Raw genomic sequence first — 23,039 nt, 5'->3', positions numbered from 1 at the left:
TTTATTTCTCCATTTTTCTAGATAATTCTTCCTTTAAAAATTCAGCAACATTTCCAACAATAATATTTACATACTCGCTAGAAACTAAAGTACTAGAAATACCTTTTAATTTTTGAATTTCTTCAGTTTTTACTAAGTTACTATCTTTTATGTAAATTTTCACTTTTTTATGTGTATTTTCAACATTTTGAATATTATTTATATCACCTAAAAATAATATTAAATCATTTATATCGAAAGAAATTTTTTCACTTCTAGAAAGTTCATTTTTTTTATTATTTTTCTTTTTAGAATTTCAATATATTCATATTGTTCCAAATGTTATTATTGTTAAGAAAAATATCATTATTTTATCTTTAGTTTTCATCATTCTCCTTTTCTTTATGTTTTTCCAATAAAACATAAAGCATAACTCTTTTTATTCTACTACTTGTGTATCTTCTTGAATTACATTTATTAACAAATTCATCATAACTTTCTGCATGTATATTTTTTTTAAATAGATTTTCCATACCTTCAGAAATCATCGGGTTTTTTCTAAGCTCTTCAGCGCTAGTTTCTATTACTATTTTTTGAAAATCTTTATAATAATTTTCTATTCTATCAGGAACATTGTCAAATTGCATTGGTGTGTATTTTGAAATATCTTCTTTATTAAAAATCATTTGTCTAATTAAACTAGCAGAGGCAAAATTATCTTTACTTTCTAGTGAATGGAATCCTACTGTTCTTTTTAGTGAATAAGCTTTAATTGGATAATTATTATTAACTATTGCTTTTACATATTCTAGTCCTAATATATCATTAGGCATTAAAATTGATTCGCCAGTTAAATCACTTAAAGCTTTAGAACTCGAATTAGGAAAAGATAAACCAGTTTTTAAATATTTTTTAACTAATTTGTCATATATTTCTTGATTGTAATAAATTGTTTCTGCAATTTTGTATAGATTTTCTACATTATCGGATTCACTACCGAAAATAATTTTGTCAATTTTATGTTCATTAATGATTTTTAGTGCTCCTTGAGCAAAAATATGAGCTGCTTGAGTTGCGAAATTAAAGGGTAATTCTATAACATAATCAGCACCGTGTTTTAAAGCTATTTTTTTTCTTTCTTCAAAGGAAGCAACGGCTATTTCGCCTCTTTGTACATATTTTCCTGATAGAATAATGTAAATTTTATCGTTAGGAAAATGTTTTTTTACATATTCTAATTGATATCTATGTCCATTATGAAATGGGTTATATTCTGCTATTATCGCTATTGCCATAGTTTAATTTTATTAAAAAAAAATAAAAAAAAGAATAAAATAATTTAAATAATTATTCTATTCTAGAAGTGTCAAATAATCCAGAAGTTTCAATGACTGGTTTTAAAGAAATTCAAATTTTAGGATCAACTTTTCTTAGCTCACTAACAATCATTTTAACTTCTAAATATAATGCAATTGTTTTAATTTTATATGTTTCTTTCCCGGTATATCCTGATTGACCTACTCATAAATTATAAGAATGTCAATAATTAATTTCTTTTAGATGATTCATAATTTTTTGAGGTTCAGAACAATAAATAGTTATTGCCACTTTTTTATATTTAGGATAAATTAAATTAACAATGATAGAAGTGATAAAAATATATAAAATAGTTGAAATAACTTGGATTCCTAAAATTCTATATATTCTACCTTCCCCTATATTAAAATGCCCTAATGAACCAAATGTTATTAATGAAAAGAGTGCTATAGAAATTGAAATTATGAATAATATTTTTCCAATCGGTTTTCTTTTTTTAGTTGAATAATAATAAGAGATAAAGTCAGTACCTCCTGTAGAACCTCCAAATTTTCAAGAAATACCAATAGATGTTCCGATTAATACAGAACCAAAGACTGTGTAATAAATTATTTGTCATAAATCGGAATTACTTTCAAGCGCTTTGTTTATGTTTCAGCTTTCTGAAGTAATAGAAATATGATAAATTAAAAAATTTTTAATTATTTCAATATTAAAAAATAAATTTCATAAATTTTGAAAAATCATTCAAATGATTGTTAAATATAAAAAAGATTTTTTTATTGATTTTCAAAAAATAATAATAAGCGGTAAATTTAATAATAAATAAATAAAAGAAAAATATGGTTTAGTTATACTAAAAATATAAGTAATTAAAGTAGGTATTGCAGTTAAGCCTGAAGGTATAGTTTTAGATTGTGCAAGAATTACTGTTATAGCAAATGTAAATAAACAAGATGATAAAAACATCATAAAAATAGAAAAAGGTTTTTTCTTACAAACTTCTATTAAATTTTTAGGATTGTGGTTATCCATATTAATTAATTCTTTTTGTAAATTAACAAATTGCGATTTAAATTTATTATTAGAATTAGTACTCATAATTTTCCTTATTTTTATAAATTAAAAATTATAAAAATTTTATAACATTTTTTACAAATTATAAATTTTTTTTACAAAAAATAGAAAAGTAATATTTTAAATATTTTGAAAATATTTTTATTTCTATTTTTTAAAAAAATATATATCATTAAATAACTAGAAGAAAAAGGAGAAAAATATGATTATAGGAATAAGCGGAATGATAAGTAGTGGTAAAAGTACTTTAACCAAATCTTTAGTAAATAGATTTGAAAATTCTGATTTACTATTAGAGTTTGATGAAAAAGATGAAGTATTTAATACATTTTTAAAGTGATTATATGAGAAAAAAGAAAATTTAACAATTGGATTTCAAACATATATAATTGAAAGTCACTCATCAATTTTTTCAAAAAAAATTAAAGAATTTAATGAAAAAAATAAAAATAATAAAGTAAAAGGGCACTTCTTTTTAGATAGATTTTCAATTGAGCACAATATTTTTGCGCAAATAAATTTAGCACAAAAAGAACCTAAGTACATGAGAGCTTATAACTTAGCTTTTAAAGAATTAATAACTAAAGAAGAATTACCTGAATTAGCAATTTTTCTCGATGTTTCTTTTGAAACATTTAAAGAAAGATTTTTTAAAAGAGAAAGAGAAGTTGAAACAAACAACTGAGAATTAAATAAAGAATATTTTGAGACTTTACATAAGTTTTATAGACCTTATTTTGAAAATTTATGTAATGAGTTTAATTTAAAATATTTCATTGTTGATACAAATAATTTAAGTGAACAAGAAGTAGAGGAAAAAGTTGTTGAAATAATAAACAATTATTCTAAAAATGCTGAACACAAAAAATAAAATTTTATCTTTTTTTCTTTCTTTTTTCCCTTCTACTAAAGAAAAATGAAAAATTTATTCTAAAAACGCAATTCCGATAGTTTTATCAGGATTTCTTGTATCTTTAAATGGTTTTATTGATAATTTCATGGTAACTGGAATTCAGGGAGGAGTTTCATCCTTGAATTTCGCTAATGCATTTACCGGAATAATAGGTGGTATTTTAATTAGCTTCAACGCTATAGGTATGTCTTTATTTGGACAGTTTTTTGGAGCAAAAAAGCAAAGTGAAGCTAAAGATGTATTGAGAGTTAGGTATTTAGTTTCCTTTTTATTAACTTTTTTATTTAGTTTAATAATTTTTTTAAGTCCAGAGTTCTTCATTAGAACAATTGCTAAAGATAATAATTCAGGCAATGGTTCAAGTAGTGTTACATTTAATATAATTGTCAATAATGCAACCGACTACATTAGAATAATTACCATTTCTTGAATATTGCTCTCGATTTCTTTTACTTCCATTTCTTTATTAAGAGAAACTAAAAATAGTTCCATTTCTTTATATATCTCTTTAGCAACATTATTTACTAATATTTGTTTAAATTTAATTTTAATTCCCTTTTTTGAAATAAAAGGTTCTGCTTGAGCGACAGTTATATCGGGTTTTATTAGTTTAACTTTTAGTTTATTTTTTATTTGATTAAAAAAGAAAGAGTTATTAATTAATCCATTTTCTATAGGATCAATAAAGAAAAAAACATGAACATTCTTTTTAAAAAGAATTCCTAGCTTTTTATTGTCATCTTCTAGTTTTATTTTTATTTCTATAAGAACTTTTTTATGAGCAGAAGGATATAAAGTCGGTTCATTAGGTTTTGGAGAATATAAAGAATATTGAGGGCTAGGCTCTTCAGCGATTTTAGGAATAACAACATCACTTACAAATATTTTTACATCCACTTTTGGAATAATAGGAGCAAATATTTCTTTATTTGTTACTTCTAAGTTGGGTAAAAATGAAATCGAGGAAGCTAAGAAAAATGCCAAGGAGCTTAAAGGATTCCATTTTTTAATTGCTGCATTTTTATCCTTTATATTTTTTATAATAATCATTTTTATACCTTATATGAAATTTATTTCAGGCGGAGTTGTTATCGGTTTAGAAGAACAAATAAAAGATATAGTCACTTTAGAAGTATTAAACGAACAAAAAGAGTTAATTTCTAATTATTATTTAAAAGAAATACAATTAACTTGTATATCTATTGCAATTTTTAATCCAATATGAATAATTTTTTCTTCCAGCATAAGAAGTATGGAAGCTGGAGGAAAAAATAACTTAACCTCTATACTACAATTTTTATCCGGGGTTTTACAAATTATTTGATTATCAATAATTGTTTTTGTATTTATTCCGAATATTTCTTTAGACTTTAGATACGAATTTGCGTTTTATTATTTTATTTTATTTACATCTGATTTGCTAAAATTAATTGTTTATGAAATTTTTTATTTAAAAGTAAACTGAGCTAAAAATATAACTCATTAACACAATGAAAATTGTGTTTTTTAATTACTATTTTTATTAAAAAGAAAAATTATAGTAAAATTTAAAATATAAATAATATATAAGGGAGATAAGGTGTATACAGTAAAAAAGATATTATCAAACATAAAAGATTTTGATGGAAAAGAAGTTAAAGTTTTAGGATGAACTTCAAGTTTAAGAGGTAATAAGAAAATTAAATTTTTAGAACTTAATGACGGTTCTACAGTTTATAATTTGCAAGTAGTTTTAAAATCAGAAAGTGTTGATTTAGAAGTTGTTGATAAAACTAGAGATGGTGCTGCTATTTCTATTGTAGGAATTATTAAACATACTCCTAATTCAAAACAAATTGCAGAGCTTCAAGCAATTGAATTTAAACTTTTAAAAAATACAGATGAAGACTTTCCTATTCAAAAGAAAGAAATTTCTATGGAAGTATTGAGAGAAATACCTCACCTTAGACATAGAACAAAATTAATTAAGTCTGTAATGTTAATTCGTTCAACGCTAGCTCTAGAGATTCATAATTTTTTTTCTAAACATAATTTTTTATATGTTTCTTCACCAATAATAACTTCTAACGATGGAGAAGGAGCAGGAGAAACATTTATTGTTGACTCTGAAAGTGTTAAAGATTTCTTTGGTAAAAAAGCTACATTAGGAGTAACTGGACAACTACATGCAGAAGCATATGCGATAGGTTTTAACAAAGTATACACCTTCGGACCTACATTTAGAGCTGAAAATTCACATACAAAAAAACATGCTGCAGAATTTTGAATGGTTGAACCAGAAGTGGCATTTTATGAATTGAAAGATATTATTAAATTAGCAGATCACATGCTAAAAACCGTAATTAAAAAAACTTTAGAAGTAAATAAATTAGAATTTGATTTTTTAGAAGAAAGTATCGATTCTAAATTAAGAGAAAAATTAAGTAATTTTGTCAATAAAAAGATTTCTATCATTGATTATAAAGATGCAATAGAAGAATTGAAAAAAGTTAAAACTGATTTTGAAGAACAAAATATTCACTTCGGTTTAGATTTAGCGACTGAACATGAAAAATATTTAGCGGAAAAATTATTTCAAGGACCAGTTGCAGTAATTAATTATCCTAAAGAATTCAAAGCTTTTTACATGCATCAAAATGATGATGGGAAAACAGTTAGTGCATTTGATTTACTAGTTCCTGGAATAGGTGAATTAATTGGTGGTTCTCAAAGAGAAGTAAGACATGAAAAGTTATTATCTAGAATAAAAGAGCTTTCCATTTCTGAAGAAGAATTAAAATGATATCTAGACTTAAGAAGATTTGGAGATGCAGGTTCTTCAGGTTTTGGTTTAGGATTTGAAAGATTGGTTATGTATGTTACAGGAATTGATAACATAAGAGATGCTATACCATTTCCTAGAACACCTAATAATCTAAAAATGTAAGGAGTAAAATGAAATTATCTATACTAGTTCCATCATATAAACAAAAAAATGAATTAAAATCTTTATTAGATTCATTGTTTGTTCAACAAACTAATAATGATTTTGAAATTGTCCTTACAATAAATAAGCCAACAAATGAAGAACTTAATTTAATTTTTGAATATAAATCATTATTTAAAGAAAAGCTAAAAATATTAATAAATACAAAAAGAAAAAGTGTTATTAAAGGTATATTGGATATGCTTTTTATTGCAGAAGGAGAATATTTTGTTGTAGTATTTCCGGAAACAAATTTAAAAAACTTTTTTGTACAAAAATTCATAGATACTCAAAATAAGTATCCCGCAGATTTAATTGAATTTAAACCACAATTTAAAGGTTTTTTTCACCTGGAACCTAAAAAAAGAATTGAAGAAAAGAAAATATTTTCAATAAAAGATGATAAGAGCGTAATTGCTTATGCTTTCCCGATTATATTTAATAAATTTTTTAAATTAGAAAATGTTCGTGAAATAATTAAGAATAAAACTTTTAAAGATTTAAATTCCAAATATACACTAGATTTTTTATATAAACTATTAATAGATCTAAAAAGTTATGTTTATATAGATGAAGTTATAGTTCATGAATGAAATAATGATATTAGTATTACTAATCCAGTTCAAGTTATTAAAGAATTAAAGGGATTAGAAAATTATGTAAGAGAAAATAATATTTATTTTTTACAAGAAGTTCTATATGCTAAACTTTATTTTTTACAAATTTTTTTACCTGTAATATTAGCAGAAACTAAAAAGTCTTTATTAGTTAGATTTTTAACTAAACAAAAAGAATTTTCTCCTTTTGTACTAAATTACTATGAAAAATTAAAAGAAATGAGAAAAAATGAATTTATTTTATTAACAACGATTAATAAATATATTTTGCTAAATACCGAAGAAAGTAAACTTATTCTAGAAAACACCCCCCCTTCAAAATGACATCTTATATCTAAAAGGATTTAATGAAAAAAGAAGTTCAGTTTTATGTACGTTTCTTTTCAGGTGTTATTGATTTATTGTTATTTTTTTCTTTTTCATTATTGTTAATTTTTGTTTCTTTTTTTGTGTTCAATTTTAATTTCGAAATATCATATTATTTTTGATTATTGTCTCAAATTTTGTTTTTAATAATTTACTTTAATGTTTTACCTATTGTATATAAAGGTCAAACAATAGGTAAAATTATTTTTAAATATCAAATTATTATAAATATAAACAACCAAATTAATAAAAAAAATAATATGTTAGTTTATATAATAAAAAGAAATTTATTTTTTTCTGTTACTTGAATAATTATGTTATTAATTTCCATTATTTTAATTCAACCAGATACTTTAAAAAAAATAATTGATATAAGAAATTTAAGTAATTTAAAAAATATAAATTTAAGCAATGAGTTTTCTAATCTAGAAAAAATATTTTTTAATTTATTTTTAGCATTTAGTAATATAAATTTTTTAGTTTTATTTGTAATTTTTATATTGAATATTAGCAAAAAAAATCCAATTGATTTTTTTTCAGGAACTAGAGCATATTATTTACATAAAAAAGAGGAAATTACTAAAAAACAAGAAATAGAAATAGAAGTTTTAAATTGGCAAGAAGTGGAATGGGAAAAGGAAAGCGAGCATTATGTTGAATGAAATTAATGAAAAAATTTTAAATGGTTTAAATCCTAAACAAAAAGCAGCTGTTATCTATAATGAAGGGCATTTAAGAATTATAGCTGGAGCAGGAAGTGGAAAAACTAGTGTTTTAACAAAAAAAATTGCCTATTTAATTGAAAACAATTTAGCTAATCCTGAAAAAATTTTAGCTGTTACTTTCACTAATAAAGCAACAAACGAAATGAAGGAAAGAATTTTTAACTTAGTAGAATGAAAAAGCGAAAAAACAATGATAAGTACGTTTCATTCATTATGTAACTTTTTTTTAAGAAGAGAAATAAAAAATATTAAAGGTTATCATAGTAATTTTGATATTCTAGATAGTGGTGATCAAAAAAATATTTTAGAAAATATTTATAGAACATTGAAAATAACTAATAGAGATGTTAGTTATTCTACAGCTTTAGAACAGATTTCTAAATGAAAAAATTTAGAAATGTTACCTTCAGACATTGATAGAGATAAATTAGAAACTGATGATGAAATATTATTAGAGATTTATGAACTTTACTATCAAGAATTATCCAATTTAAAGGCCTTAGATTTTGATGATTTAATGATATTTACTTTAAAAATACTTAAAGAAAATATAGAAATTAGAAAGAAATGATCTGATAAATTTAGTCATATTTTGGTTGATGAATTTCAAGATACATCAGACTTACAATTTGACATTATTAAATATTTACTTTCTGAAAAAACGATATTAACTGTTGTTGGAGATCCTGATCAAACTATTTATACTTGAAGAGGGGCGAAGGTTGATTTAATCTTAAATTTTGATAAAACTTTAAATGGAGTTCAAACAATTACATTAGATCAAAATTATCGTTCAACTAACTTAATTTTAAATGCAGCTAATAGTTTAATTAAAAATAACAAAAATAGATTAGAAAAAAACTTATTTACAGAGAATATTTCTAGTGAGGAAATAACTTTTCATCATTCATTTAATGTAGATGTAGAAGCTAGATGAGTTGCTGAAGAGATAAATGAATTAAAAAGAAAAAAAGTACAATTAAAAAATATTGCTATTTTATATCGTTCCGGTTTTTATTCAAGAGCATTTGAAGATGCGTTAATAAAGGAAAATATTCCTTATCAACTATTGGGTGGAGTAAAATTCTTTGAAAAAAGAGTTGTAAAAGACTTAATTTCTTACTTAAAAGTCGTAAACGATGGATCTACTATAGGATTTCATAGAATAATCAATGTTCCTTCTAGAAAAATAGGACCTTCTGCAATTCAAAAAATAGTGGATTTTTCACTAGAAAAAAAGATGAATATTTTTGATAGTTTAATTGATTACTTTACCAATCGTAAAGAAAAAAGCCTAGATGATAATTTTATAGATTTACCTTTAAATCATTCTCTACAAAAAGAATTAGTTGATTTTTTGAATATCATTAATTTATCTAAAAAATTGCTTAAAAATGGAAAAAGTATAGCATTTGTGTTAGAAACAATTGTAGAAAAAGTAAAATATATTAGTTCAATTAAAAATCCTTTAGATAAACAAGAAGCGCAAAATAATCTAAATAGTTTATTACAAGGAATAAAAAATTGAGAAAATAAAAATCCAAAATTAACTTTAAATGATTATTTACTCGAAATTTCTTTACTAACCGATAATGAAGAATCTAGTTTTGAAAGTAATGCTATAACTATGATGACTATACATAGTTCTAAAGGTTTAGAATTCTCTAATGTTTTTTTAGTAGGTATGGCAGAGGGTATTTCTCCAAGTAAAAAATCATTAAAAGATAAAGAAGCTATCGAAGAAGAAAGAAGACTAATTTATGTTGCTATAACTAGAGCTAAAGAAAGGCTTTTTATTTCCGATTCTGGAGGAAATTATTTTGAAAATCAACTTCAATCACAAACATCTAGATTTGTTTCTGAAATGGGTATAAAATCTGAAATACTACAAAATTTTAGAAAAAGAAACACTGATGGAAAATTAAATTATAGAAAAGAAGAAAAAAATATAAATTGACTACCGGGTGATATTGTTAATCATATAGTTTTTGGAGAAGGTGTTGTTTTAGAATTACAAAATGACACCGTGGTTATAAAATTTAAAAATTTAACCGAAAAAGATTCGATAAAAAAAGTTTTAAAAAATCATAAATCTCTAGAAAGAATAGTAACAAATTAAAATGAATGATAATAAAGATATTTTCGCCTTATTGCTTTCTAATCATTTAGAGATTTTTTTAACACTTTTAATATTTTTTTTATTTCTTACTGCCTCTATTTTTTTCTTATTTTCGTATATAAATTTTGAAAAGAAAAGAAGAAAAAATATTTCAATTTTAGTTCCCTTAGTTTTTGACGATAAAAATCAAAGAATTCGTTTAATAGATTCTAAATTTAAAGATAGTGCAGAACAAATATTTAAAAATAAATCTGATATTTTTAACGGAAAATGAGTAAATATATCAGAATTTGCTAAAAATATTAAAACAAAAGATAGAGTTCAATTTTTAGAAATCTTAAAAAATTGATCAAATCAAGAAATTGAATTTTCATTATTAGAAAAAGAAAGAAAAGAGGAATCTACAAAGAAATATAAATTTATATTTTCAAAAAATGATGAGGATAAAACGATCATTATCCAAAAAAATAATTATGCAAAGTTTGAATACAGATTTTGAACTAAAATGTATAAAAAATTAAAGATTAAAAAAACATATGAGACAAAAACAAAGAAAAGATATTCATTATTTTTTAGTTTTTCTTTAATTCGTTGATTCATAAAGGAAGATGTTTATAAAAACATTGTTGAAAAAATTATTGAAACTAATTTTTTACTTAGTATAAAAATTAAACAAATAGTTTATGATGATGGTAACCTAAGTTTTATGTTTACTAGCAATAGTAAAAAGGAAATTAACATTTTAAAAAGTAATTTAGTAAAAAAGTTTAATAAATTTAAAAATAATTTCTTTTTTAATTATGAATCAATAGTAATAATAGACAATAAAGCAAACACAAAAACAACTTTAAATAATAATAAAATCAAAAAAATTATTAATTTTTCTTTATGAAAATCTAAAGAATCAAAAACAATATTTGAATTAGAACATCCTTATTTTTTGGAAGATGCCGAGGAATTAGAGAAATACAATTTAGCTTTAGAAAATTTAAAAAATTGAATTAAAAAAGATGAATTAAATAAAATAAATTTAGAAATAAGAAATCTTAAAAGAAAAATAGGACAAATTCAGTTAGAAGATATTCCTTTAGAAACTAGAAAATATTTGTCTTATAGAGAAAAATATAAAATAGCTGAAAAAATTTTATTAGAAGATTTAGATAAAAAAGTTTCAGACAAATCAAACTTTATTTTCACTTACACTGACCTTTTTTTAAATAATTATTCATCATTTGATAAAAACACGTCTAATCTAATTATTAAAATAAAAAGTTTTTTAACTTTCGTTAAAAGAGCGAAGGAAAAATTAATAACTGAAGAAAATAAAGAATTCGACAGATGGGGATTATACATAGAAAAAATGAATAATTCATTATTTTCTCTTTTAATAGAACTAAAACCTAAATTTTTAGTTATATCTAGTGAAATTTTAAGCAAAATAGATGATAATTTTAATGTGTTAACTTTAGAATCATTGTTTAAAATAGCTCAAGAAAAAGAGATAATGATAATATATGAAAATAAAAAGACCATAATAAAAGATGAACAAATAATAGATAAAATAGGTTATAAGTATTATTACTATATATAATTAAATAATGTAGATATTCGATTTTAATCTGAATATCTTTTTTATTAACTTAAATTTTTACTTTTTAATTTTTTTATATTTTATAAATAATTTAAATAATAAAAAAAGTTCTTATAAAAAATAAAAATTATGCTATAATAAATACCGGAGAAGTAGCTCAGCTTGGCAGAGCGCTACGTTTGGGTCGTAGTGGTCGCAGGTTCAAATCCTGTCTTCTTCACCATTTTTGGGGGGGTAGCTCACCTGGCTAGAGCGCCTGCCTTGCACGCAGGAGGTAGAGGGTTCGACTCCCTTCCTCTCCACCATGGCTCTGTAGCTCAGTTGGTTAGAGCGTTCGGTTCATACCCGAAAGGTCAAGAGTTCGACTCTCTTCGGAGCCACCAATATGGAAACCCAACGGGTTAATAAAAAAATTTTGGACCTATAGCTCAGTTGGTTAGAGCAACCGGCTCATAACCGGTCGGTCACTGGTTCGAGTCCAGTTGGGTCCACCATGGGCAATTACCCAAGAGGCTGAAGGGACTAGTCTTGAAAACTAGCAGGGGCTTCACCGCCCGCGGGGGTTCAAATCCCTCATTGCCCGCCATTATTATTAATAAGTAAAGAGCTTAAAAATAATTCCAAAATGTTGTTATTAATTTCAACATTAATATAGCGGAGTGGAGCAGTTGGCAGCTCGTCGGGCTCATAACCCGAAGGTCATAGGTTCGAGTCCTATCTCCGCAACCAAGGTTCAGTGGTAAAGTGGTTTAATACGTCTCCCTGTCACGGAGAAGATCGCGGGTTCGATCCCCGTCTGGACCGCCATGGCTCTGTAGCTCAGTAGGTAGAGCAACGGATTGAAGCTCCGTGTGTCACTGGTTCGATTCCTGTCGGAGCCACCATTTCAAATATGACCTAATTTAAACATAAATAATTTTGTTTAAATACGCCCCCCCCAATAAAATGGGGATTTTTTATTCTTTTTTATTTTTTAGATTAAAATTTATATACAATACTATTTTTTACTAGGTGTAATATGAAAAATAAAATTTTTAAAGTATTATTAGTTTTCTCAATTCCGTTTTTAGTTTCATCCTGCAATTATCAAATACAAAGTACAATAAAAAATAAAGAAAATAAAGAGCAAGAAAAAAATTCAAAAATTAAATTAAAAACTAAAGTTGATAATTCTATAAATAAAAGTGAAAATAAAGAAAAAGAAAAAACATCTAAAGTTGATTTTACAAGTAACAATATCAATATTGAAAACAAGAAAGATGATAAAAATTTAGAAACTAAAAAAGTAGCAAACGAAAATAATGAAGTAAAGAACAACGAACAAAAGCAAGATAAAAAAACAGAAGAAAATTCAGATACTTCCAAAGTGAAAAAAAATTCAAGTAATGAAGAGTCTTATTTTCAATTAAAAAGTGAAGTAACATCTTTTATCGAAACAAGTTTAGAGGAACTAAAATATAAAAAATATAAAGATGAATTAGAAAATATTATAAATGATACTTATTATTTCGTAATGACCAAACAATATAAAAACTTAAATGAATTTTATGGAAAACAAAAAGAAATTTTAAGTAGTGCCTTTGAAAAAGTCATAAAAAGCTATACTAGTGCAGAAGAAGTAAAAGACTTTAATACAGAAGAAAAAAATACCAACACAAGTAACGTTGTTAAAGACTACAATAAAACACTAGATGAAAATATTTTGATAAATGAAGAAAGTCGTTATTTTATGAATTTATTTTCTGTTGAAAAAATAAATGATTATTATAAACATAAAGAACAACAAAATGCAAAAAAGTTTATTTTAGAAAAAACGTTGGAAATTACTTCGGGAAAATCAACAAGAATGAGCAAAATTAGAGCTATATATGATTGAATTCACAAAAATCTAAGATATGCACATAATGGCGATATTACTGCAGAGATAGATCCGGTTAGAGCATATAAAAATAAATTTGCTGTTTGTGGAGGATATAGTAATTTATATAAAGCTATGCTAGATTCTATTGGTGTGAAAAATGTTGTGGTTATTGGTTGATCAAGATACGGTGATCATCAATGAAATTTAGTTTATGATGAAGAGGGTAAAAACTTTTTTCACTCAGATCCTACGTGAGGAGGAGATGCTAATTTTAATTCACCAGTTGAAAATTTTTCCAGATTACATAGAACATATAAAATTATAGATGCGCACCAACCTATAGGCGGTTTTGAATATGAATACAATAGAGGATTTTCTGTATTTAAAAATTTAAATAATAAAGATGAAAGTATAAAAAAACCATTAGAAATTATTGATGAAAAATATAAAGTTGTAAGCATTTCACAGGAAACATTACAAACTAGTGATGTATTATATATAGGTGAAAACATTGAAAGAATTGATTATTTAGGTGGCACTTATAATGTTAAAAGATTTGAAGTACATCCTAATAATAAGTACTTTTCTTCAAAAAATGGTGTTTTATTTAGTAAAGACATGAAAATATTACTTGTCGTACCTAGAAAATATGAAAATACCGAAATTACTATACCCAAAACTGTAAAAGTTATAGAAGATTTAAAATCTTCACTTCAAGCAGAAAAATTAAATAAAATTTTAGTAGAACCTGGTAATTACTGATATAAAAGTTTTGGGGGAATTTTATATAATTCTGATTTTACAAATATAGTTTATGTTCCTAACAATATTAATAAAACTTTAATAGTACATCCCTTTACAAAGCTAAAACAAAATGATTTTTCATTTAATAAAAATATTGAAGAAATAATTATTCCAGAAGGAATAGAAAAAATTCCTAGAGATTTTTTAAATAATTTAACTTCCTTTAAAAAAATTTATCTCCCTTCCACGCTAAAAAGTTTTGATGAAAATGCCTTTTCTAGAGTTAATTCTAAAGACTTTGAAGTTATTTTAGCTGATAAAATAAGTGAAGATGTAATAAAAACTATAGAAAAATTAAAATACAAAATCAAAAATAAATAAAATAAAACACACATTATTTTGTGTGTTTTTCATTTTTGTTTAATATTAACTATGACTGTGAAATGCCAATAACATTAATGTCATAATTATACCGATAGCAAATGCAATTAATGCTAAATATCATTCTTTTTTTGTTCTATTTCTTAAATGAATAAATTCTGGAGTTAATTCAATTACAACAACAAAAGTTAAAATCGAACCACCAGATGAATTTATTAGAGGTAATAATCACCAAACTGAATTTAAAAATCTATTTATAAAAGCACCTATTGTCATAATTGGTACTAAAAGTAAAGTTGTAATTAAATTATATATAACAGCTTTTTTTATTGTTTGTCCATATTGCACTTGTCTATAATAAACAATTAAAATTTCAATAATTATATGGATATTAAAAGTAACTATCAGTCCAATATTTAAAGGTTCACCTGAACTCATTTTAGCAACTGTAGCACCTAAAATAAAACCATCTATAGTTCTATGCGATAATAATAGAAGTATAGCTAATCAAGCTGATTTCGGATTATCAATATCTGCAAAGTTTACAATATGATCATGGTGACCATGTTCATCATGATTTTGATGAGATTCAGAAACTCCAAAAAATCTAACAAAGAAATATCTAACAACAAAAATACTACTTATTCCTATAAATGAACCAGAACCCACAATTAAAAGTACTAAAAATTGTTCATTTAATTCATTAGCTTCTAAAAAGTCCGCTAAATAAGCTTGTTCGTGAATATTGCGTTCTAAAACTTCATAACTTTCTCTTAAAAAACCAACAGTTCCAATTATTAAAAGCATTCCAGCACTTAAAGCGTATAAATAAATGTTAGTGCTTTTTTTAATTGTAGGCTTGATTTTTGCAATTAATAAAACAATACTTATAGGTATAACTAAAAGAATTGATATATAAATTATTAGATTAACAAGAATTGCAAGATCTATATTTCCATTAAAATTTTGAGATTTAAATGGGAACATTTTTTCCTTTCTACTTTAAAAAACAACTATATTTTATCACAATTTATAAATTTTATAAGTATAATTGAATAATGAAAACTCCAATTAAAAAGCCGAATTTACTTTTCTTAGACTTAGACGGAACATTACTTGATAAAGGTATTGGTGTTTGGGCTAGGATGAGTGAAAAAAATAAAAATGCAGTTTTGAAATACTCCAAAGATCATCCTGTTGTAATATCAACAGGTAGAGTTTTTTCAAATGAGGTAAGAAATATAGCTTTAAATATTAATGCAGAGTTTGTTGTATGCCAAAATGGTTCTATTATTCTTGATAAAAATTTTAAAGAATTAGAAAATTCTAAAATTTCAAGCGATGTTGTAGAAATTATATTAAAAGAGGTACAGGATTTAAAAATTACATTTGTAGCAAATCCTGGTGAAATAATATATGGAAGAGGTGTTTGAAACAGAGTTTTTTCTTGATTTTCACATTTCGAGCCTAAAAAATATTCTGATTTTTTTTCAAAAGAATTAAATAAAATATTATTAATTAGTAGATCTAAAAAGAAAATTAAAAAAATTTTGAATCTATTAAACACAAAGTTTTCTAATGAAGTTGAAGCTAAAGTTGTAGGTAAAAACTTTGCAATAGAAATTACAAAAAAAGGTTGTTCCAAAGGTAATGCTGCTAAAAAAATAGCGGATTTATTAAACATAGATCTTTCAAATTCTATGCATATAGGAGATTCTATGAATGATTCATCTACAAAAAATATTGTAGGCAATTTAATTGCTTTAAAAAGCGGCTCAAAAAGACTAAGGGAAATAGCGGACACAGTTGGACCCAGAAAACGACGGGGAGGAGTTGCGAAAATTTTAAATTCTTTTAAATAAAATTTTATTTATTGTATAATTTAAAATGTATTTATGGCACCATAGCCAAACGGCCAAGGCATGGGTCTGCAACACCCTGATTACCGGTTCGAATCCGGTTGGTGCCTCCAAAGCGCCCGTAGCTCAACTGGACAGAGTGTTTGGTTACGGCCCAAAAGGTTAGGGGTTCGACTCCTCTCGGGCGCGCCATATCATTTTTGACCTAAAGGAATCCCAATTCCTTTTTTTTATCAAATTATTTACTTTATAAAGATGGAGGAATTTTGAATAATAAATATAATTTGCATAATATTAGTGAATATTCTTTTTTAGAATCTACTTTAACTATAAAAAAAATGGTTGAATATGCTAAAAAGGAAAATATACCTTTTTTGTCTTTGACAGATAGAAATTCTATGTTTGGTATAGCGTATTTTTTAGAAGAGTGTAAATCTAATGGAATTAAACCGATAATCGGAATCGATTTAGATGTAGAAAACTACCGTTTTATAATTTTGGCTAAAAATTATGAAGGATTCATTCATTTATCTAAATTAAGTTCTTTATACTATGAAAAAAAATATATAAATTTATCTATGCTAGATAATGAAAATATTATTGTAATTGATCACCCTATCTTTGGTTATTTTGCAAAGAACAAAGAAGAATTAAATATTAAAAATTATTTTATTTCTACAAATGACCTCAATAAAGAAAATTCTATTTTTATAAAGGAAAATAGAATGTTTTCTAAAGATGAAAACAAAGTTTTAGAATCTTTATTACAAATAAGTGGTAAAAGTTTAGAATCAAATAATTTTTATAATTATTTTACAGAAGAAGTAATTTTAGATGAAATTATAAAAGAAAGAATTGAAAAAATAATTAGAGAAATAGATATAGTTTTTCCTAAAATAAGAAATACTTTACCCAAATTTAGAAATAATTTAAATTTAGATTCTAATACTTTTTTAAAAAAAATAGTAAAAGAAAATTTAAAACTAAAAGAAGAAGAATTAAAAAAATATAAAGATAGTTTACAAAGAATAAAGTATGAATTAGAAATTATAGAAAATCTAGGATTTGCAGATTACTTTTTAATTATTTGGGATTTAATAAAATGAGCAAAAGAACAAGGAATATTTATAGGCCCAGGAAGAGGTTCTGTTTCTGGTTCTTTAATTTCCTATGTTCTAGATATTACCGAAGTTAATCCTTTAAAATATGACTTATACTTTGAAAGATTTTTAAACCCTAAAAGAGTTTCAATGCCTGATATTGATATTGACATTCAAGATACTAGAAGAGATGAAGTTATAAAATACTTATTTAATAAATATGGAGAAAAAAATGTAGCATTAATCGCTACCTTTCAAACTTTAGGTGCAAAAATGGCATTTAGAGACATAGCGAGAGTTAAAGGCATTTCTGTTTCTGAAGTTAATGAAATAACAAAATTATTTAAAAATGATATTTCTTTAGAAGAATCATACGAAGCAATCCCTAAAATAAAGGCTAAAATAAACTCCAATGCAAAATATTTAGAAGTTTATAATATAGCAAAACAAATAGAAGGTTTACCTAGACAACATGGTACTCATGCGGCCGGAATAGTTATAAGTAACAAGGAAATTAATAATTTTGTTCCTACTCTTTACACAGAAAATAATTTGTTAGAAACGCAATTTACGATGGAACACTTAGAAAACTTTGGTTTACTAAAAATAGACTTATTAGGATTAAAAAACTTATCAGTGGTAAAAGATATTTTGGTTTTAATAAAGGAAAATTTAAACTTAGATATTAAATTTGAAAATGTGCCGACATATAATTTAAAAACCAATATTCTACTTTCACAAGCCAAAACTAATGGAATTTTCCAATTAGAATCTCCTGGTATGAAAAGTACTTTACTTAAAGTAAAAGTTTCTTCTTTGGATGATGTAATAGCGATAATTTCATTGTTTAGACCAGGACCTATGGAAAATATAAATGTATATGCCAAAAGAAAAAGTGGTTTAGAAAATATTTCGTCTATTTCAAATGAATTTGATGAAATTGTTAAAAATACTTTCGGTATTATTGTTTATCAAGAGCAAATTATGAAAATTTGTCAACAAATTTCTGGAATGAGTTTTTCTGATTCTGATATTTTAAGAAAAGCAATTTCAAAGAAAAATTTCAATGAAATACAACCTATAAAAGATAAATTTTTCTTAGGAGCTTTAAGTAGAGGATATGATGAACAAACAGCTAAAAATATATTTGAAAAAATTGAGCACTTTGCTGAATATGGTTTCAATAAAGCTCATGCTGTTGCTTATGCAATATTAGCTTATAAAATGGCGTATCTAAAAACAAATTACACATTATATTTTTATTCAGCGCTTTTAAATAACGCAAATGGCTCTCATGAAACTATAAAGAAATATGTTTTGGAAGCTAAAGAAATGGGTTACGAAATAATAGCTCCTGATATTAATAATTCTACAAATAACTGTGTGATTGATAATAATAAAATATTTTTACCTTTAATAATGATAAAAGGATTGGGGACTGTAGCTACAAATAAAATTATCGACATTAGAAAAAGTGAAAAATTTAGCTCATTTTTTGATTTTTGCTTAAAAATGAAATTAAATAATATCGGAGATTCCGTTATAAAAATTTTAATCAATTCTAATACTTTAAGAGAGTTTGGTTCACCATCATTTTTATTAAAACAATATAATGAAATTTTATTATCTTTAGATTTAGTTATAGACAAAGAAAATGATGAACATAAAATAAATACAACTATTTATGAAAAATTAAAGGAAAATAATTTATTATTTTCTAGTGAAAATAATTTTATAGATAAAAATGAAATCTCTTTAATTCAAGATAATGAATTAAATTATTTAGGGATGATTTTTTCTAAAGAAAAACCTAATAAATATGAAACCGATATAAAATTAGAAAATATGCATGTAGATACGCAATATGTTTTACCACTAAGAGTTATTTCTAAAAAAACAATATTTGATAAAAACAAAAATGAAATGGGCATCTTAACTTTAAAAGATAGTTCAAAAACTATAGATGTTTTTGTGTTTTGAAAAGCGTGAGAAAAAATAAAGGAAATTGAAGTAAAAAAATTGTATTATTTTGAAATAATGAAGAAAAATGACAAATATTATATTTCAAAAACCTTGAGGGAGTTATATGAATAAAAAAATTTTACTAGTAGATGCTAATTTACTACTTTTCAAGTCATTTTATGGAACATTTTATACAAAATTGACTAATAAAACAGGTACACCAACTTCTGCAATAAATGCGTTTTTTAATAGTTTATTTAACATTATTAATTACGTTGATCCAGATTATTTATATTTAGCATTTGATTCTGAGGAAAAAACAGAAAGACACAAATTATATGCAAATTATAAGGAAGGTAGAAAAAAAGCTCCAGAAGAATTATGGGTTCAATTTGATTGAATAAAAAAAATATTAAAGTCTCTTAATATAGTATATGAAAATGTGCCAGGTTATGAAGCAGATGATTTAATAGCAACAATTGCTAAAAGATACTGCGATGAAAATCAAATTTTTATTTTTTCAGATGATAAAGATTTATTACAATTAGTGGATAAAAATGTATCTGTTATAAGTAAAAAAAGACAAGAAATAACAGAATGAAATTATTTAAATTTTTTTGTTAACGAAGATTTATTTCCAAAACAAATAATTGATTTTAAAGCACTTGCAGGTGATTCATCTGACAATATAAAAGGAGTTCCAGGAATCGGGGAAGTATCTGCAAAAAAATTATTAAATAAATACTCTAATATAGATTCTATATATAGACATATAGATGATTTTTCTTTACCTATGCAACAAAAACTTTTAGAAGCTAAAGAGCAAGTTTACTTATTTAGAGAAATTATAAAATTAAATTCACAAGCAAAAACTAATTATGATTTAGATTCTATAAGATTAAGAATCAGCACTTCCAAAGAAACATTTGAAATACTTGATTTTTTAGAACTAAAAAGAATAAAGGGTATATTGGAAATATATTAAATGATTGCGATAATTGGTAAATATGGTTCAGGTAAAACCACCTTTTTAAAAAAAATTGAATCTTATGGCTTTTCGGTTTTATATACAGATGACTTTTTTAAAAAATGTTATGAAAAAAATGAAGAATGCTATTGCATTATTAAAGAATCGTTAGGTCAAGAATTTGTAGACGATAAATCAGTTTTAAAAAACAAATTAAGAGAATTTATTATAGAAAACAAAAATAATATAAATATAATCGAAAAATTAGTTTATCCCGTTTTAGAAGATCATTTAAAAAATAATAAATATGATTTTGTCGAAATTCCTAATTTATTTACTCAAAATGCAAATTTTGCTAAATATTTTGAACAAATTTTTAATATTGAAATAAGCGAAGAACAAAGATTAAAAAACATTGAAAAAAAGTATGTAGATAAAAAAACATCAAAATTAAATAATAAACTAAACAACGGAAAAAAAGGCAAAAAAGTTGTTAATATAATGTGAGAAGATACGCATAAAAAAGATTTTTTTATTGATTTTTTAAAATCTCTAAAATTGCTATAATAAAATACTAATGTACTAAAAAATAAGGGGTAATATGAAAACAGAATATAAAGTTGAATTGGATAAAAGAATAACAGATTATGATTTTGAAATAATAAATAATTTTTATACACCTGTAATAGGAGCAAAATCGGTTTATATATTCACTTTTATTTACAATAAACTAAAAGAAAATGGTTTTAATAAACCTTTCAATTTAGATATTTTAGAGCTAATGAAAGAGTTAAATATGAGAGAAAGCCAAATAAGTAAATCTAAAAAATTTCTTGAAGCTGTTGGTTTAATTAGAACTTATTATTCTGCTTTATTTAATGAATATATTATGGTGATAAAAAAGCCCTTAGAAATTGATATGATTTTAAAAAATAATTTATTTTTAAATGAGATCAAAAAAAGTATAGGAGAAAAAAAATTAAATAATTTAATTGAAAAATTTAGAATACATACAACAGATTTAGAAGAATTCGATGATGTTAGTACTAGATTTTTAGATGTTTTTTCTATAGATGAAATTAAAATTTCTAATACTACTGAAATAGATTTAGTAAAAGTTAACGACAACGAAAATGCTAAAACTATTTTTAACACACAGAGATTTTTATCTTTTTTAACTAATAAGCCTGCGAAAATTTCTCTTGTAAGAGAAATAGATAAATTTTTAACGCATTTAAGTCAAGAAAGCATCAATGAAATATTAGATTTTTGTTTTAAAGTTAATAAAAAAATTAATAAAGGATATTTTAATGCAATCGCATTAGATCTTATAAAAAAAGAAATTTTAGATCCTAACGAAATTAAGATAGAATTACACGATGCTTTAGAATTTAAAACAGGCAATAGCAATAATTCAGAAAATATTCTTAGTTTAGAAGATGAAGAAGAAATAAAAAAAATAGCAACTGTAGAAGAAAAAAAATCCAAAAATATTTCTGATACTACTTTAGAAGAACTATTGGAAAATTACTTATAATAAAATTATGAATAAAGAAAATAATATTTTTGCTCAAAATGCAAAAGTTGAAAAAACATTCTTAAATAGAGAAGTAGACAAAATAATAGATGAAATAAAGTCTAGTGATAAAGTTCAAAAACTAATAGAAAAATATAATGTTACAGAACAAGAAATAATAACGAAATTAGATTTATTTATTCAAGTTTTAGAAAATGAATCATTAGAAAATGATAAGGATTTTGAAATTTCTTTTAAAAGAGATGAAGACGGAGAAATTAAAAGAATTTTTACATCTTCTTTAAAAAGAAAAAGAAACATATATAAAGAAAACTTTTGATTAACAAATATTTCTGTTGTTGATATTGAAAAAGACTTAAAAGATTTAATGAGAGATAATAGCATAAAAAATTCTGATATAAATAAAAGATACATTGACTTAGTTAAAATGTATAAAAAAAATAATCTTGGCTTTTTTTTATATGGAAATAATGGAGTAGGAAAAAGTACATTTTTAAAATCTTCTGCTGTAACATATGCAAAAGAAGGATTTAGTGTAGCGTTTATTAATATACCTATTTTTCAACAACATTTAATGGATAAAATTAGTGAAAAAAAACTTAATTTATCCGAAATTATTGAAAAATTAAAAAAAGTTGATGTTTTATATTTGGATGATTTGGGTTTAGAAAAAAAGTCAGATTGATTTAGAGACACTGTTCTTTTACAAGTTTTAGAAAATAGATATTTTAATAAAAAGAAAACTTTCTTTTCTTCTTATTTCAGTATTAATCAATTAGAAGAAGTTTATTTAGCAATTATTGAAAATGAACACAAAAAAGCTAAAAATAATTTATCAGAAATTGAAAAATTAAAAATATCAAAATTTATTAACCGAATAAAAAGTTTATCAGTTGAATATGAAATAAAAGGAGAAAAGATTTCTATTTAGTCTATAATTAATAATATTTTATTAATTT

The 23,039-nt window shown here is 23.9% G+C and carries 19 protein-coding genes, 10 tRNA genes and 1 pseudogene; 25 read left to right on the top strand and 5 right to left on the bottom strand.

The annotated features are described in order from the left end of the window. Position 1: 1 nt before the first annotated feature. Genes NX772_RS03445 through NX772_RS03435 form a run of 3 tightly spaced genes read right to left on the bottom strand, consistent with a single transcriptional unit; the run spans position 2 to position 2,397 of the window. Entirely contained in the window at positions 2–367 is a 366-nt protein-coding gene (locus NX772_RS03445) for a hypothetical protein (protein WP_027123138.1), read from the bottom strand. Next, positions 357–1,274 (bottom strand): nucleotidyltransferase, encoded by a 918-nt coding sequence (locus tag NX772_RS03440; RefSeq protein ID WP_027123137.1) that lies wholly within the window; start codon positions 1,272–1,274, stop codon positions 357–359. Before NX772_RS03440 ends, NX772_RS03445 begins: the two co-directional genes overlap by 11 nt. A 52-nt stretch (positions 1,275–1,326) precedes the next feature. Further along, the gene (locus NX772_RS03435) at positions 1,327–2,397 is read right to left on the bottom strand and encodes a YitT family protein (RefSeq protein WP_051542116.1); all 1,071 of its coding nucleotides are present in this window, start codon (positions 2,395–2,397) and stop codon (positions 1,327–1,329) included. A 178-nt stretch (positions 2,398–2,575) separates the two neighbouring features. Here NX772_RS03435 and NX772_RS03430 point away from each other — a divergent pair, with 178 nt between their 5' ends. Both NX772_RS03430 and NX772_RS04020 read left to right on the top strand, forming a co-directional pair. After that, a complete protein-coding gene (locus NX772_RS03430; RefSeq protein WP_027123135.1) occupies positions 2,576–3,244 on the top strand; it encodes a deoxynucleoside kinase in 669 nt (222 codons plus the stop codon). Beyond that, positions 3,225–3,773, top strand: a pseudogene (locus tag NX772_RS04020) (MATE family efflux transporter); the annotation flags it as partial. The gene NX772_RS03430 and the pseudogene NX772_RS04020, both read left to right, overlap by 20 nt. Here the strand turns inward: NX772_RS04020 and NX772_RS03420 are convergent. Then, the gene (locus tag NX772_RS03420; protein ID WP_240532003.1) at positions 3,689–4,336 is read right to left on the bottom strand and encodes a hypothetical protein; all 648 of its coding nucleotides are present in this window, start codon (positions 4,334–4,336) and stop codon (positions 3,689–3,691) included. The pseudogene NX772_RS04020 and the gene NX772_RS03420 sit on opposite strands and share 85 nt — an antisense overlap. A gap of 13 nt (positions 4,337–4,349) precedes the next feature. Between NX772_RS03420 and NX772_RS03415 the strand changes: the two genes are divergently transcribed. The 15 genes from NX772_RS03415 (at position 4,350) to NX772_RS03345 (ending at position 14,655) form a co-directional block, all read left to right on the top strand. Continuing rightward, positions 4,350–4,772 carry a hypothetical protein gene (locus tag NX772_RS03415; RefSeq protein ID WP_240532002.1) on the top strand — a complete coding sequence of 141 codons (423 nt, stop codon included), beginning with the start codon at positions 4,350–4,352 and terminating at the stop codon, positions 4,770–4,772. A 93-nt stretch (positions 4,773–4,865) separates the two neighbouring features. Continuing rightward, positions 4,866–6,212 carry an asparagine--tRNA ligase gene (gene asnS, locus NX772_RS03410; RefSeq protein ID WP_027123133.1) on the top strand — a complete coding sequence of 449 codons (1,347 nt, stop codon included), beginning with the start codon at positions 4,866–4,868 and terminating at the stop codon, positions 6,210–6,212. Positions 6,213–6,220: 8 nt separating this feature from the next. Beyond that, entirely contained in the window at positions 6,221–7,216 is a 996-nt protein-coding gene (locus NX772_RS03405; protein ID WP_027123132.1) for a glycosyltransferase family 2 protein, read from the top strand. Continuing rightward, complete coding sequence (locus tag NX772_RS03400; RefSeq protein ID WP_027123131.1) at positions 7,216–7,902, top strand: RDD family protein; 687 nt, start codon at positions 7,216–7,218, stop codon at positions 7,900–7,902. The genes NX772_RS03405 and NX772_RS03400 overlap by 1 nt, the downstream gene beginning before the upstream one ends. Then, positions 7,886–10,078: an ATP-dependent helicase gene (locus NX772_RS03395; RefSeq protein ID WP_084477560.1), complete on the top strand. Its 2,193-nt coding sequence runs from the start codon at positions 7,886–7,888 to the stop codon at positions 10,076–10,078. The genes NX772_RS03400 and NX772_RS03395 overlap by 17 nt, the downstream gene beginning before the upstream one ends. A gap of 1 nt (position 10,079) precedes the next feature. After that, complete coding sequence (locus tag NX772_RS03390; protein WP_027123129.1) at positions 10,080–11,669, top strand: MHO_4530 family protein; 1,590 nt, start codon at positions 10,080–10,082, stop codon at positions 11,667–11,669. 146 nt (positions 11,670–11,815) lie between these two features. Next, positions 11,816–11,892 (top strand) — tRNA-Pro (locus NX772_RS03385). 5 nt (positions 11,893–11,897) lie between these two features. Next, positions 11,898–11,974 (top strand) — tRNA-Ala (locus tag NX772_RS03380). A 1-nt stretch (position 11,975) separates the two neighbouring features. Then, positions 11,976–12,052: transfer RNA gene (locus NX772_RS03375), tRNA-Met, on the top strand. 34 nt (positions 12,053–12,086) lie between these two features. Continuing rightward, positions 12,087–12,163 (top strand) — tRNA-Ile (locus NX772_RS03370). A 1-nt stretch (position 12,164) separates the two neighbouring features. Continuing rightward, positions 12,165–12,255: transfer RNA gene (locus tag NX772_RS03365), tRNA-Ser, on the top strand. 67 nt (positions 12,256–12,322) lie between these two features. Continuing rightward, positions 12,323–12,398, top strand: a tRNA-Met gene (locus NX772_RS03360). A gap of 1 nt (position 12,399) precedes the next feature. After that, positions 12,400–12,476, top strand: a tRNA-Asp gene (locus NX772_RS03355). 1 nt (position 12,477) lies between these two features. Then, positions 12,478–12,553: transfer RNA gene (locus NX772_RS03350), tRNA-Phe, on the top strand. Positions 12,554–12,687: 134 nt separating this feature from the next. Further along, on the top strand, positions 12,688–14,655 hold the full coding sequence (locus NX772_RS03345; RefSeq protein WP_027123128.1) for a transglutaminase-like domain-containing protein: 1,968 nt from the start codon (positions 12,688–12,690) through the stop codon (positions 14,653–14,655). 45 nt (positions 14,656–14,700) lie between these two features. Here the strand turns inward: NX772_RS03345 and NX772_RS03340 are convergent, their stop codons facing one another. Then, positions 14,701–15,642 carry a ZIP family metal transporter gene (locus NX772_RS03340; protein WP_027123127.1) on the bottom strand — a complete coding sequence of 314 codons (942 nt, stop codon included), beginning with the start codon at positions 15,640–15,642 and terminating at the stop codon, positions 14,701–14,703. A gap of 71 nt (positions 15,643–15,713) precedes the next feature. Between NX772_RS03340 and NX772_RS03335 the strand changes: the two genes are divergently transcribed. The 8 genes from NX772_RS03335 to NX772_RS03300 all read left to right on the top strand — a co-directional run bounded on the left by NX772_RS03335 (position 15,714) and on the right by NX772_RS03300 (position 23,011). Next, positions 15,714–16,517 carry a Cof-type HAD-IIB family hydrolase gene (locus NX772_RS03335; RefSeq protein ID WP_169733380.1) on the top strand — a complete coding sequence of 268 codons (804 nt, stop codon included), beginning with the start codon at positions 15,714–15,716 and terminating at the stop codon, positions 16,515–16,517. 35 nt (positions 16,518–16,552) lie between these two features. Further along, positions 16,553–16,627, top strand: a tRNA-Cys gene (locus NX772_RS03330). A gap of 2 nt (positions 16,628–16,629) precedes the next feature. Then, positions 16,630–16,706: transfer RNA gene (locus tag NX772_RS03325), tRNA-Arg, on the top strand. Between the two features lie 74 nt (positions 16,707–16,780). Further along, positions 16,781–19,708, top strand: coding sequence for a DNA polymerase III subunit alpha (gene dnaE, locus NX772_RS03320; RefSeq protein WP_036449984.1), 2,928 nt, complete (start codon positions 16,781–16,783; stop codon positions 19,706–19,708). Further along, on the top strand, positions 19,701–20,561 hold the full coding sequence (locus NX772_RS03315) for a 5'-3' exonuclease (protein WP_027123124.1): 861 nt from the start codon (positions 19,701–19,703) through the stop codon (positions 20,559–20,561). The genes dnaE and NX772_RS03315 overlap by 8 nt, the downstream gene beginning before the upstream one ends. Then, positions 20,562–21,110 carry a dephospho-CoA kinase gene (gene coaE, locus NX772_RS03310; RefSeq protein ID WP_027123123.1) on the top strand — a complete coding sequence of 183 codons (549 nt, stop codon included), beginning with the start codon at positions 20,562–20,564 and terminating at the stop codon, positions 21,108–21,110. A 34-nt stretch (positions 21,111–21,144) separates the two neighbouring features. Continuing rightward, positions 21,145–22,080, top strand: a complete 936-nt coding sequence (locus tag NX772_RS03305; RefSeq protein WP_027123122.1) for a replication initiation and membrane attachment family protein — start codon at positions 21,145–21,147, stop codon at positions 22,078–22,080. A gap of 7 nt (positions 22,081–22,087) precedes the next feature. After that, the gene (locus NX772_RS03300; protein WP_051542112.1) at positions 22,088–23,011 is read left to right on the top strand and encodes an ATP-binding protein; all 924 of its coding nucleotides are present in this window, start codon (positions 22,088–22,090) and stop codon (positions 23,009–23,011) included. Positions 23,012–23,039 lie beyond the last annotated feature (28 nt).

The organism is Mesomycoplasma molare (assembly GCF_024918955.1).
Taxonomy (GTDB): domain Bacteria; phylum Bacillota_I; class Bacilli_A; order Mycoplasmatales; family Metamycoplasmataceae; genus Mesomycoplasma_A; species Mesomycoplasma_A molare.
Note: the sequence above shows the minus strand (reverse complement) of the source record. Positions and strands in the feature narration are given on the sequence as shown.